Source organism: Pseudomonas sp. LBUM1678 (assembly GCF_059695575.1).
On the sequence record NZ_CP166775.1, the window covers coordinates 6,592,880 to 6,606,426 of the forward strand.

The following is a 13,547-nucleotide window of genomic DNA, read 5'->3' on the forward strand; positions in this document are numbered from 1 at the left end:
GGAATAACCCGACATGTTGCCTGAAGTCACCCAATTCGAAGACACCGTCACGCTCGTCAGTGACACCGGTATCCAGTTCATGGATTTCGCCCTGCGCCTGGATCCTCGCAAGGAACCGGCGGGCGAGTTCGCGCCGATGATCAGCGGGCTGATTTGCCGCCTGATGTACAACGAAGAGAAAGACTTCTACTTCTACGAGCCCGAACCGGAAAAGGTCGAGAAGGCCAAACCGGCGTTCAGCGTCGACATGAAAAGCAGCCTCGAACTGCTGGACGGTGTCTGGCTGCCGACGCCGTTTTTCCGCTTCATGCCGCCGCATCGCTTCGACGAAGGCCCGACCAACTGGTCGCGGATGCGCCTGGTGAAACTGGCGACACCCGACATCGATGGCAATACCCATCGCCTGACGATGGCGTTCGACAGCCGCGTCATGCCCAAGCGTGACGGCACCGCCTACCTGGCACCGAACGAAGAAGACATCAGTTCCGGCGTTTCCTTCAAACTGGCGACCAAGGCCAGCGAAACCCGTTGGTTCCTGGCGCAGCCGTGGGTCAACGAATGGCTGCTCGAAGTGTTCAACGAGGGCAATGCCCACCGTTCGCGCGAAGAGCTCGACATCGATATCCGCGCCAACCACCACCTGGCGCACTACCTCAACCTGCTGAGCCTGTTGAGCACGCCGTCAGCGGCGGCGCAGTCGACCGCAAGGCCGAAGGTGGAAATCCCTGAACTGAAAGTGGTCGCCAACGACAGCAATGGCCTGGTCAAACCGATTCCGGTGGACCTGGTGCTGGACGTCGGCAACTCGCGCACCTGCGGCATCCTGATCGAGAATCACGGCCAGGCCGGCTCCGGGCTGAAGCAGAACTACGTGCTGGAACTGCGCGACCTGATCACCCCCGAACACACCTACAACCTGCCGTTCGAAAGCCGCGTCGAGTTCGCCCAGGCGTATTTCGGCAAGGACCATTGCTCGGTCAAGAGTGGCCGTCACGATGCGTTCCAGTGGGCAACGATCGCCCGCGTCGGCAATGAGGCCAGCCGACTGGCCAGCCGTCGTCGCGGCACCGAAGGTTCCACTGGCCTGTCCAGCCCGAAACGTTATCTGTGGGACGAGAACGCCTACGGCCACGGCTGGCGTTTCAACTGCTCCTACATCAAGACCGACAACGAGCCGTACGCCACGGCCGCGCCGTTCTCGCACCTGATCAATGAAACCGGCGAGGCGCTTTACAGCCTCGAAGAAGACGATCGTCTGCCGGTGTTCATGCCGCGTTACTCGCGCAGCTCGCTGATGACCTTCATGCTCGCCGAAGTGCTGGCCCAGGCGCTGTCGCAAATCAACAGCCCGGCCCAACGCTCGCGTCAGGGTCACACCCGCGTGCCGCGCCAGCTCAACAGCATCACCCTGACCGTGCCGCCGGGCATGCCGCAGGCCGAGCGCAGCATCCTCAACGAGCGCATGCTGCAAGCCATCGGCCTGGTGTGGAAAAGCCTCGGCTGGCACGCCGGCGAGGAAGACCCGCATCAGGATCAGGCCGTCAGCCCGCGCACGCCGATCCCAAGCATCCGCGTGGAATGGGACGAAGCCTCGTGTGGCCAGTTGGTGTACCTGTACACCGAGGTCAACGAGAACTTCGCCGGTCACCCGGAAGAGTTTTTCGACACCATCGCCCGGCCGGACAAAACCGACCGCGAACGCATTACCCTGGCGACCATCGACATCGGCGGCGGCACCACCGACCTGGTCATCACTGACTATCGCCTCGACCGCGCCGGCAACACGGGCAGCGGCAGCAACGTGCACATCGTGCCCGAACAGCGTTTTCGCGATGGCTTCAAAGTGGCCGGCGACGACATCCTGCTGGACGTGATCCAGGACTTCATCCTGCCGAGCTTCGAGAAGGCCTTGCAGAATGCCGGCGTCAGAGCCCCGGATTCGTTGATGTCCCGGCTGTGCGGTGATGAATCGGTCAGCGCCCAGGACATGATCCTGCGCCAGCAACTGAACCTGCAGGTGTTCGCACCGCTGGGCCTGGCGTTGCTCAAGGCTTACGAGCATTACGACCCGCAAGTCCCGCAGGAAGTCAGCCCACAAAGTTACCGCCAGTTACTGGGCGACAACGCGATCAGCCAGACCGTGCTCGACTACGTCAACGCTGCCGTGCGTCGCGATGTTGGTGGCCAGAGCGGTTTCGACCTCTACGAATCGCTGATCGGTTTCGACCTGCAAAAGCTCCACGCCGCGTTCCTCAACGATCAGATCAACATCACCAAGATCCTCGGTGCGCTCTGTGAAGTGGTCGCCCATTACCCGTGCGATGTCCTGCTGCTGACCGGCCGCCCTTCGCGGCTGCCCGGCATCCAGGCCTTTATTCGCAAGGTGCTGCCGCTGCCACCGGGGCGCATTCTGGCGCTGCAAAACTACCGCACCGGCGGCTGGTATCCGTTCCACAAGAACGGCCGCATCGACGACCCGAAAAGCACCGCTTCGGTGGGCGCCATGCTCTGCCTGTTGTGCGCCAACCACAGCGTGCCGAATTTTTACTTCCGCTCTTCGGCGCTCAAGCCGTATTCGACGGTCAAGCATATCGGTGTCATCGACCTGAACAACGTGATCAAGGATGCCGACGTGCTGTACCGCGACATCCAGTCCGAAGACTACAAAATCAAGTTGCCGGAAATCGGCACGGGCGATGACGCCGACACGCCGCAGCTGGAAATGCGCGGCGATCTGCGCCTCGGTTTCCGTCAGTTGGCCGCCGATCGCTGGGCCGCTTCGCCGCTGTACACCCTGCGTTTCACCAAGGCCGGTCGGGAGAAGTTCTCCCGCGCGATTGGTGAAAACGGCAGCGCGCCGCTGCTCAAGGTGCGCTTCGAGGTCAAAGCGGCCGACAAGTACACGCGCAAGCAGGATCTGGTCAGCGACCGCCTCTCGGTACGCGACATCGAATCCAACAGTAACAACGTCAACTTCAACCCGCGCAGCGACCTCGAACTGGAACTCAACACCATGCTCGACGCCGGCCTGAGCGAGACCAAGTACTGGCTCGACAGTGGAAGTGTGAAACGCAAATGAATGATCTGACCCCCGATCAAACTCAGCTCTCCGCCAGTTGGGCCGCTGTTTATAAAGGTGCCGGTCAGGCGCTGGAATGGATTGGCCAGACGCGCGGCAACGCGCCGCGCCTGGACAGCGAAGCCGACAACCTGAACATCCGCCTGCACCGCGCCCGCAACCTGGCTCACAGCCTCGGTCGCGTGGCCTGCACGCCGATGACCATCGGCTTTTTCGGCTTGTCCCAGGCCGGCAAGTCCTACCTGATCTCGGCGCTTGCGGCCGGTCAGAACGGCAAACTGGAAACCGATTTCGGTGGCCAGCGCCTGGACTTCATCAAGCACATCAACCCGGTGGGTGGCGGCAAGGAAGCCACCGGCCTGGTGACGCGCTTCAGCCGTCGGGCCACACCGAGCCAGGATCCGCAGTTCCCGGTCGAGCTGACACTGTTCAAGGAAATCGAGCTGGCGAAGATTCTCGCCAACTCCTGGTTCAAGGACTTCGACCTTGAGCGGATCTCCTACGAGATCGACGAAGAGCGCATCCAGCGCGTGCTGAAACCGTTCGAAGGCCGCGAGGCCGGGCCGATGCAACCGGGCGTCAACGCCGACGATCTGGTGTCACTGTGGGATTACCTGCGGGACAACTTCCGCAACTCGGTGAAGAAGCTTGAACACCTGTATTGGCCCACGGCGTTGCAACTGGCGCCACGCCTGAATTTCCAGGAACGCGCCGAGCTGTTTTCCATCCTTTGGGGTGAGCAAAGCGAACTGACGCGCGTGTACCAGCAACTGGCTGGCGCGCTGCACAAGCTCGGCTTGCCCGAGACCGTATTCGCGCCATTAAAGGCCTTGGTGAGTTTCGAAAACGACACCTACAGCCAGCGCGACAGCATTATGAACGTCGACATCCTCGAGCGCTTCGGCAGCCCGCGGGACTTGCCGATCGACGTGCGGCCTCAGGTCGACGGACGCTTGCAAAACAGCCAGGGCATCCCGGTTGCGCAACTGGCGGCACTGACCGCCGAGATGACCTTCGGCCTGATCGAAGCCCCGGCGGACGACATCGTCAATCAGGTCGACTTGCTGGACTTCCCCGGTTATCGCGGGCGCAAAAAGCTGCACGAAATCGCCAACTCCAACGACCCGGAATCCGCTACCAAGGACAACTCCGTCTCGCAGCTGATCCTGCGCGGCAAGGTCGCTTACCTGTTCGAACGCTACACCGACAACCAGGAAATGAACGCGCTGGTGGTCTGCACCGGCTCGACCAAACAGAGCGACGTCAACGACGTCGGCCCGGTGCTGACGCGCTGGATCGAGAAAACCCAGGGCGCCGACGCAGCCGCCCGCAGCAAACGCGACACCGGCCTGATCTGGGCGCTGACCATGCTCGACCTGCGCATCACCAACTCCCTGAGCCTGACGCCTGATCAGTACGACGAGAGCTGGAACGGCATGGTCAAGCTGACCATGCTCGAGCGTTTCGGCAGCCTGAGCTGGATGAACGATTGGGCCGGCACGCCGTTCCAGAACACCTTCCTGGTGCGCAAACCGCGCATGGATGCGGCGTTCATCGTGCAAGACGCCAGCGGCGCCGAAACCGGCCTCAACGCCAGCTATCAGGAGCGCGTCGACGCCCTGGGTACAAGCTTCGCCGGCAACGAGCTGGTGTGCAAACACATCAACAACCCTGCCAACGCCTGGAAAGAAATGCTGCGCAACGATGACGGTGGCATCAGCCACTTCAGCGGCAGCTTCAAAGGCGTGGCCAACATTGAATTCAAACTGCAGCGCATCCGCGAACAGCTGAACGAATGCCTCGAAGGCCTGACCACTCACGGCTTGAGCACCTGGTATCACGCCGACGGTGACGGCGCGGCAGCCGCCAAGAAAGCCCAAGCGCAGATGATTCTGACGGGGCTGGGCCGTCGCCCGGCCGTACTCGGCGAGTTCATCGATGAACTCGACATGCCGAGCGAATCGGTGCGCGACCTGTACCTAAGCGGTGTGTACGAAACCGATGACGCGCACGCCGCCAGCGATGAGCCGGCCGCGCCGACACCGAGCCAGAGCCTGTACGGCAACGACGCCGGTTTCGACTTTGATTTCGGCGACGACCTGAATCACGAAGCGCCGGTCAGCAGCAAAACCAACACCCCGGCGCCGGAACTGCAAAGCAACGAACACCGCTTTGCCAAAGCCGCTTTCAAGGCCTGGATTGCGCACCTGCGCGAGCTGACCACCCGGCAAAGCCTGCTCAATCTGTTGGGGCTGGAAAAGGCCTTGATCGAAGCGGTGGTCGACGAGCTGATCACCGCCGGTTACCGCCAGGACTTGCCGGGCCAACTGAGCCGTGCGGTGCTCAAGCGTGCGCAAAGCGGCGCGCGGCGCGATCAACTGGTCGAGCGCCAAGTGCTGGAAGTGCAACGGGTGCTGCGCGATTTCGTGTCCTGGTTTGGCTACCTGCAAAAACCGGTCAACGAGCGCCCGAACAGCCGCGCCGGTGCCAAGGCGCCGTTGTTCTCGTTCTACACCGACATCGGTCCGGGACAAGTGCCGGTGTTGCCGCCACAACCGGCGAACCAGGCGCAGCGTTATCTGGGCGACTGGCTTTCGGGCCTGGCCTACATCACGCAGGACAACGCCGGCCATGGTGCCGGTCGCGAAATCACCCCTGAACAGAATGAACGGCTGGGCCATGTGCTCACAGCCTTCACAGCGAGATAAGCAATGCCAATTCGTGTCGACCTGCTCGCCTTAGAACCCAACGTGCCTGGCCAGGCGTGCCTCACTGTGAAGAAATGGCAGGGTGGCGAAGAACAGCTGGAGTTCTCCATTCAGCGTAACCAGGACGGTTTCTACCTCCAGGATCAGAAGGCCTGGAGCAACAATCCGTTCTGGTTCAAGGTCTCGCGCTTCAGCGTTACGGCCAGTGGTGAAGCCCTTGAGGCCCAGGTCGGCCCGGAAGTGGTCGATCCGCTACTCGAAGGCGGCGCCAACGCGCAATTCCAGATCGAACTGCGTGAGCAGAGCCTCGATCATAGCGATAAAGGGGTGATTCGCCCCGGCCTCGGCCTGCTGCCGTCTACTGCGGGTGGCCAGACGCGCTCGACTTATGGCGGCGCAGACCTGACAGCACCAAGTGCGCCAGAACCCGAAATTCCGGAATTGCCAGAATTGGTCCTGTCCACCGACGAGCCAGAAATCGAACTGGAATCGGTGCCCAACGAACCCGCCTACACCCCGCCTCCGCCGAAGAAGAGCAACAAAGGCCTCATCGGCCTCGCGCTCGTCGTGCTGTTGCTGGTGGCCGCAGCGGCCGGATTCTGGTTTTACAAACGCACTCCAGCGCCTGTCCCGGCAGTTGCTGCCGCCGCACCGGTCGGCGTCGACGCACAAGCCTGCACCCTCGACAGCATGAACAGCCTGCCCGAGCTGACCTTCGTCCAGACCTGCATCAAGGCTGCACCCGACAGCGCCAAGTTGCTGGAGATCATCAACGAAGCCAAGGCCGGCAAGCACTGCGGCGTCGCCCAGCGTCTGTACGCCAATCGTGCCCAGGCCGGTGACTCTTTGATTGCCAACGCCTATGCCCGCGAATACGACCCGAAATACCTGAAAGCCAGCGAGTGCTTCCCGGCTGCGGACAACGCCACCGCCGCCTACTGGTACGAAACGATCCTGACCCAGGACCCGAACAACGCCGAAGCCAAGCAGCGTTTCGAGGAGTTGCAGAAGTGATGCGTTCTCCCCTGAGTCGTTTTCTGCTGAGCGGCGCCGCACTGTTGGCGCTGTGCATCAGCCCGTTGTCCCAGGCTGATGACAAACCATTGATCCAGGCCGGTAAAAAGACCTTGTTCCAACGCGTGCTGACCACGCCGGGTTGCAAAATCAGCCCGACGGCGGGCGGTGCTGCGGGTGATGAGCAACCGGTGTTCAGCCGTTTCTATGTGTACGAACGTGCGCAAGCGGCCAATGCTGAGTGGCTGAAAGTCGGCCCCGACAGCTATGGCAAAACCATTGGCTGGCTGCCCGCGAGCTGCACCACTGACTGGAAAATGCAGCTGACGCTGGCCTTCACCAACCCGGCCAACCGCGACCGGCTGCTGTTCTTCAAGGAACGCGCCACGGTCGAAGGCATCCTCGATGCGCCGGACCCGGTGAGCAAAGTCGCCCCGCTGCGGGCCACGTTGAAAAAGGGCAAGCAAGCCCCCGGCGTGCTGGCAGAAGAACCTGAATACTTCGTCGACCTGCAAAAGCAGTTCTACCTGCTGCCCGTGCTCAGCGGCGAAGAAGTGATGACTGAAGGCGGTTTCCGCACACGTCTGCTTAACGTTGCATCGGTCAGTAAACCGGATGACAAGAACGCCAAGGGCGGTGCTGCGAGCGGCGCGGCCGGCGGCAAGGAAGCCGAGGACAAAGCAGCCAGCCAGCTGAAGGAATTCAGCGCGGCGGTGGTGTTTGTCATCGACTCCACCATTTCGATGGACCCGTACATCGACCGCACCCGAGAAGCGATCCGCAAGGTCTATCAGCGGATCGAAGCGCAGAACCTCGGCAAGCAGGTCAAGTTCGGCATGGTCGCTTTCCGCTCCAACACCCAGGCGGTGCCAGGGCTGGAATACACCACCAAGATGTACGCCGACCCTACCAAGGTGAAAGACAGTGCCGACTTTTTCGCCAAGATCGCCGACCTCAAACAGGCCAGCGTGTCGAGCAGCAGCTTCGATGAGGACTCATTTGCCGGCGTCATGAAGAGCATCGACAAAGTCGACTGGAGCCAGTTCGGTGCGCGCTACGTGGTGTTGATCACCGATGCGGGCGCCATCGAGGGCGACGACAAACTGTCGAAGACCGGATTGAGCGCAGCGCAGGTGCGTATCGAGGCCGCCAATCCGGGCGTAGCTATCTATACGCTGCACTTGAAAACCCCGGCCGGGGCCAAGGACCACGCCAAGGCCGCGGCGCAGTACCAGGATCTGTCGACTTACCCGGGCACCAACACCTCGCTGTACTACCCGGTAAATGCGGGCAATGTGCAGGAGTTCGGCCGTAAGGTCGACGCACTGGCCGCCGCGATCACTACACAGGTGAAAGCCGCCTACATGGGCGAAGACGCCATCGGCAGTGCGGTGAATGCCAAGCAGGACCCGGCCGAGAAGAAAATGCTCGAAGACGCGGCGCTGATCGGCCACGCGATGCAACTTGCTTATCTGGGCGAGAAGACCAACAGCAAGGCGCCTCTGGTGTTCAAGGCGTGGATCACTGACCGCGACCTGATCAAGCAGAACATCCCGACCACCGACGTGCGGGTGCTGCTGACCAAATCCCAGCTCAGTGACTTGAGCGACGTGATGAAGAAGATCCTCGACGCCGCCAACGAAGGCCTGATCTCGCCGACCGAAATGTTCGAGCGCCTGCGTTCGGTCGCCGCGACCATGGGTGCCGATCCCAACCAGCTCAAGCAGAACGGCAACGCCAAACTGGCGGACATGGGCGTGCTCGGCGAGTACCTCGAAGACCTGCCCTACCAGAGCGAAGTGCTGAACCTGGACGAAGAAACCTGGAAAAGCTGGGATGGCCTGGCACAGGAGAAATTCATCCGCACGCTCAATACCAAACTGCGGCACTACCAGCGTTACAACGCTGACGTCGACCGTTGGGTGGCGTTAGCCAAGGACAGCGATGCACGGGACAACGTCTACCCCGTGCCCCTGGAAATGATGCCTTAACGAGACGCCGATGCTCGATATCAAGAACCTGCTGGTGCGCCGTGGTGAAGGCGCGCTGGCCCATCACGTGCGCCTGCCGCACTTGCAGGTCGGTGCCGGGGAAATCCTCGCCATCACCGGCGAGAGCGGCAGCGGCAAAAGCACGTTGCTCGAAGCCATCGGCCTGTTGCTGGCGCCGGTCGAACTCGAGCGCTTTCGGCTGGGCGCAACCGACGATCAGGACATCGCCCAATTGCTGGCCAGCGACGACCAGCCAGCCTTGGCAGCCGTGCGTTCGCGTCATCTGGGGTTCATTTTGCAGAGCGGCGGCTTGCTGCCGTTCCTGAGCGTGCGCGACAACATCAGCCTGCCTCGCCGCTTGCTCGGCATGCCGGTAAAGAGCGCGCACATCGATCACGCGGTTGAAGTATTACGCCTGCAAGGGTTGCTGGATAAACAGCCACAAGCGCTGTCGATCGGTGAACGCCAACGCGTGGCCTGCGTTCGTGCGATTGCCCATGAACCGCTGCTGCTGTTGGCCGACGAACCGACAGCGGCACTCGACCCGCACAGCGCCCGGCGTTTGTTCGAATTGCTGCTGAGTCTGGTGTCGAGCATGGGCCTGAGTGCCCTGGTGGTTTCCCATGACTGGGCCCTGCTGAAGGATTTCGGCTTGCCGCGACTCGGCGCTATCAGCCGTCAGGGAGAGACTCTGTTTGAACCGATGGACTGAGCGACTGCGCCTGCTGGGCTCACTGGCCCTGCAAGACCTCTGGCACGACCGCAAGGTGTCGTTGTGCATCGCCGCCTCGCTGGTGGCGGTGATCGCGCCGCTGTTGCTGCTGTTCGGCCTCAAACACGGCGTTGTCAGCCAGTTGCAGGACGAATTGCTGCGCGACCCGCGCAACCTTGAAGTGAAGATGCTCAGCAACGGCAACTACGACAGCGCCTGGATCGAGCGCGTGCGCCAGCGTCCCGAGACCGGTTTTGCCCTCGGCCAGACCCGCTCGCTCAACACCCAGGCGGATTTGCTGATCGGCATGCAACGGTTTGTCGAAGGCGCGGAAATCATCGCCACCGAACCCGGCGACCCGCAACTGAACCTGCCGCAACTCAATCCCACCGGCAACCAAGTGATACTCAGCGAGCGCGCCGCGCAACGCTTGCAGGCCAAGGTCGGCGACCGTGTGCAAATGCGTGTATTGCGTCGTCTGGAAGGTGTGAATGAACGCGGCGAGATGACGTTGACGGTGCTGGCGGTGCTCGACGGTGCGCGTTTCGGTCGTGCGGCCGGGTTTGTCGCCCCGCCGTTGCTGCTGAGCCTGGAGCGCTTTCGCGACGGTTATCAGGTCAGTGCGTTCGGCATCGAAACAGGCAAGCCGATGGGCGATCTGCAACCGCTGTATGCCCGCGCCCGCCTCTACGCCCGCGACATCGACCAGGTCGCACCGCTGGAACGCTGGCTCAACGAACAACACATCGAAACCTCGAGTCGACTGGCCGACATCGACAACGTCAAAGCCATCAATCATGTGTTGGGGTTGATCTTCGGGGTGATTGCCCTGGCGGCGCTGATCGGTTGTGTAGCGTCGATGGTCGGGGCCTTTCTGGCCAACATCGACCGCAAGCGCAAAAGCCTCGCGGTCCTGCGCCTGCTGGGATTCAAACGCACGGCGGTCGGCGGTTTCGTGGTCCTGCAAGCGCTGGTGCTGAGTCTGGCCGGTTACCTCGGCGGGTTGGGCTTTTACGCCGTGGGCAGCCATTTATTCGACTACCTGCTCGGCAGCAGCCAGGCCACCGGCACCTTTGTCTGCCACATCACACTCTGGCACGGCCTCGCCGCCCTGCTCCTGACCTTTCTGGTCGCTGCACTGGTGGCCGTGATCGGCGCCGTGCGAGCGATCAACATCCAACCTGCGGAGAGTCTGCGTGAGCTATAAACGTTTGGGCTTGCTGTTGCCCCTGAGCCTCGGCTACCTGCTCGACGCCTCGGCGGCGGGCTGGGAAGAGAGGTATTACAACCCGATGCCCGAGGCCAGCGACGTCGTGTTGCCGATGCCGTGCGAAGGTTCGATGGTGTTTCGCAAAGTGTTCATTCCGGTCGCCGGACCGCTCGACGACTATCCGATCAACATCGGTCAGGACGGCGCGGAATACGGTTACGTCGAACAGACTCGACCGACGTTTATCGCCGGCAGTTTCACCGGCGCGAAAAACGACAAATCCCGCTACTACCTGATGGCCAAGTACGAGATGAGTCAGCTCCAATACGCCGCGCTGACCGACGCAACCTGCCCTACGGCCGCGACCAAAATGCGCCTGCCGCAAGTGTCCGTGAGCTGGGTGCAAGCCGTCGAAGCGGCTGACAAGTACAACCTGTGGCTGCGCAAAAACGCCGCGGCCAAGCTGCCGAAAGAAGACGGCGCGCTGGGCTTCCTGCGCCTGCCGACGGAAGTCGAGTGGGAGTTCGCGGCGCGCGGAGGCCTGGAAGTCGGCGCGGCGGAATTCCGTGACACGCGCTATCCGATGGCCGAGGGCATCAACGCTTACGAATGGTTCGCCGGGGCGCAATCGTCCAACGGCAAGCTGCAACTGTCCGGCCTGCAAAAACCCAATCCGCTGGGCCTGCACGACATGCTCGGCAACGTCGACGAAATGATGTTCGAGCCGTTCCGCCTGAACAAACTCGACCGCCAGCATGGTCAGGCCGGTGGCTACGTGGTCCGAGGCGGCAACTACCTGACCGCTCAGGCCGACCTGCGCACCGGGTTGCGCAAGGAAGAGCCGTACTACAACGCCGAAGGCCAGGTAAAAAACAAAACCACCGGTATGCGACTGGTCCTGGTCTCGCCGACCCTGACTTCACGCGAGCGTGTCGCCAGCATTGAAAGCAGCTGGAAGAAACTCGGCACCGGCAGCAAGGAAACCGAATCCGCCGATAAAGGCACGGTTCAATCCCTGAACACCCTGGCCTCGGGCATCGAAGACAAAGCGCTCAAGGAAAAACTCCAAGCCCTGGAAAACCAACTGCGCGCCAGCAACCAGCAGCAGGAAGAAACCCGCGACCAGGCCATTCGCGCCAGCCTCAACCTCGGTGCGTTCCTCTGCACCAAGATGCTCGACGACGGCCAGTACGTGGACTTCTTGCAAAAGAACTACAAGCTGAACTGCGAATCCGCGGACAAAGATGCCAGCTGCGACATGCGCAAAGGCAAGCTCGACGAGCAGAAGGATCGCCTGCACAAACTCAGCCGTTACTACGCCAGCAGCCTGGTGGAGTCGGCGACCTTGTACGGCCAGCCGCTGCTTGAAGCGCAGGTCCCGGTGATGGAAGAAATCATCACCCGCAACAAACAGCTGCAAGAACTCAAACCCTATTTGCGCACCCACTGGGCCAATCAGAAGACCTTCCTGCAAAAGCAGAAGATCGACACTGACGCCTGGCTGACCAGTTGCAAAACCGTCACTCAATAACTCTCTCAATAACAACAGTCAACACCGTCACCAAGGAGTTTCACCATGTCGCGCAGCCTTTGGACTCGCTTCAAGCTTCAGATCGCTTTCGTCCTCACTGGCAGCCTGCTGCTGACCGGTTGCGCCAACACCGGCAGCTCGATGCTCGGCGGCAGCGAGGGTGCCGACCCGCGCCTGACCCAGGGCAATGACGCAGAGTTCTTCAGCAAGTCCGGTTATCAGGCCTGCGCGGTTGGCGCCGGTGTCGGCATCCTTGGTTGCGCACTGTCCAACAGCAGCAACAAGGCGGTTTGCGCCATTGCCGCCGGTATTACCGCGTGTGGCGTGGCCATGGGCGCGAACTACTACCTGGATCAGCGTCGCAGCGAATACTCCGACACCACCACCCGCCTGGCGAAGATGAACAGCGACGTCGAGCAAGACACCCAGAACGTGATCGCCCGTACCGCGACCGCTCAGCAAGTGATCAATGATGATCAGGCGCAAATCGCCCAGATCAAAAAGGACATCGCCAACAAGAAAGTCGACAAGGCCAAGGCCCAAGTGCAAATCGCCGAGATCGATTCGAACATCGCGCGCCTGCGTAAAGACCTCGGCAACATGCGCAACAAGGTCACCGAGTACACCAAAGTGGCCGACGCCGAGCGTGCGCAAGGCGCCAGCGCCGAGATCAAGCAGGTGGACGTGAGCATTATGAAAATGAACCAGAAAGTCGCCGCCCTGCAAAAGGAAGTCGACGGTCTGTACAACCAGCGCTCCGCGATCACTCTGGGCTAAGCACATGACTCTACGACAGCTGGCGGTCCTCACCGCCGTCCTGGCCTTGAGCGGTTGCGCGACCAAGCCAGGCGAATGCGACGCGACCAATCGCGACAGCAGCATGCTGACCAAGATGAACTGCGACTACTCTGGTGGTTACAGCGATCAGGTCAAGCAGAAGGAAATGGCCCTGACCGCGTCCCGGCAGGAAAACGCGATGTTCCGCCAGGTGTACGAGAACATTCAGGCCCAGCAGCTCAGCACCAAGACCGACCTGGCCAGCCAGCAGAAATCCCAGGCGGCGCTGAACCAGTCGCTGGGCCAGTTGCTGACCTCGCTCAAGGCCCGGCATGGTAATGAAAGCCAGGTGCAAAAGCAGATCGCCGGGCTCGAGCAGCAGCTCAAGGCCTCGCAGGCGGCGCCCGTTACCAAGGCCTCACCTGCGACGCTGGCCGCCAAGCAAGAACAACTGAAGGTCTTGCAGAAGAAAGTGAATCAGCTGCAATTCAGCCTCGGTTACGAAGAGTAACTTTTCACCCCGCA

Annotated in this window: 9 protein-coding genes; all 9 read left to right on the forward strand. The window is 61.5% G+C overall.

The annotated features are described in order from the left end of the window. Positions 1–13 precede the first annotated feature (13 nt). From ACA070_RS30120 to ACA070_RS30160, 9 genes are read left to right on the forward strand one after another with little or no spacing between them, the layout of a single operon-like run. Positions 14–3,079: a virulence factor SrfB gene (locus ACA070_RS30120; RefSeq protein ID WP_497449434.1), complete on the forward strand. Its 3,066-nt coding sequence runs from the start codon at positions 14–16 to the stop codon at positions 3,077–3,079. Next, positions 3,076–5,787 (forward strand): putative virulence factor, encoded by a 2,712-nt coding sequence (locus ACA070_RS30125; RefSeq protein WP_497449435.1) that lies wholly within the window; start codon positions 3,076–3,078, stop codon positions 5,785–5,787. The genes ACA070_RS30120 and ACA070_RS30125 overlap by 4 nt, the downstream gene beginning before the upstream one ends. A gap of 3 nt (positions 5,788–5,790) precedes the next feature. Continuing rightward, the gene (locus ACA070_RS30130) at positions 5,791–6,801 is read left to right on the forward strand and encodes a hypothetical protein (RefSeq protein ID WP_497449436.1); all 1,011 of its coding nucleotides are present in this window, start codon (positions 5,791–5,793) and stop codon (positions 6,799–6,801) included. Then, on the forward strand, positions 6,801–8,792 hold the full coding sequence (locus ACA070_RS30135) for a vWA domain-containing protein (protein ID WP_497452042.1): 1,992 nt from the start codon (positions 6,801–6,803) through the stop codon (positions 8,790–8,792). Before ACA070_RS30130 ends, ACA070_RS30135 begins: the two co-directional genes overlap by 1 nt. Before the next feature lie 10 nt (positions 8,793–8,802). Continuing rightward, positions 8,803–9,504, forward strand: a complete 702-nt coding sequence (locus tag ACA070_RS30140; RefSeq protein ID WP_497449437.1) for an ABC transporter ATP-binding protein — start codon at positions 8,803–8,805, stop codon at positions 9,502–9,504. Beyond that, complete coding sequence (locus ACA070_RS30145) at positions 9,488–10,711, forward strand: ABC transporter permease (protein ID WP_497449438.1); 1,224 nt, start codon at positions 9,488–9,490, stop codon at positions 10,709–10,711. The genes ACA070_RS30140 and ACA070_RS30145 overlap by 17 nt, the downstream gene beginning before the upstream one ends. Continuing rightward, complete coding sequence (locus tag ACA070_RS30150) at positions 10,701–12,245, forward strand: SUMF1/EgtB/PvdO family nonheme iron enzyme (RefSeq protein ID WP_497449439.1); 1,545 nt, start codon at positions 10,701–10,703, stop codon at positions 12,243–12,245. The genes ACA070_RS30145 and ACA070_RS30150 overlap by 11 nt, the downstream gene beginning before the upstream one ends. Positions 12,246–12,290: 45 nt before the next feature. Continuing rightward, positions 12,291–13,022, forward strand: a complete 732-nt coding sequence (locus tag ACA070_RS30155; protein WP_497449440.1) for a hypothetical protein — start codon at positions 12,291–12,293, stop codon at positions 13,020–13,022. 4 nt (positions 13,023–13,026) lie between these two features. Continuing rightward, positions 13,027–13,533, forward strand: coding sequence for a hypothetical protein (locus tag ACA070_RS30160; protein ID WP_497449441.1), 507 nt, complete (start codon positions 13,027–13,029; stop codon positions 13,531–13,533). Positions 13,534–13,547 lie beyond the last annotated feature (14 nt).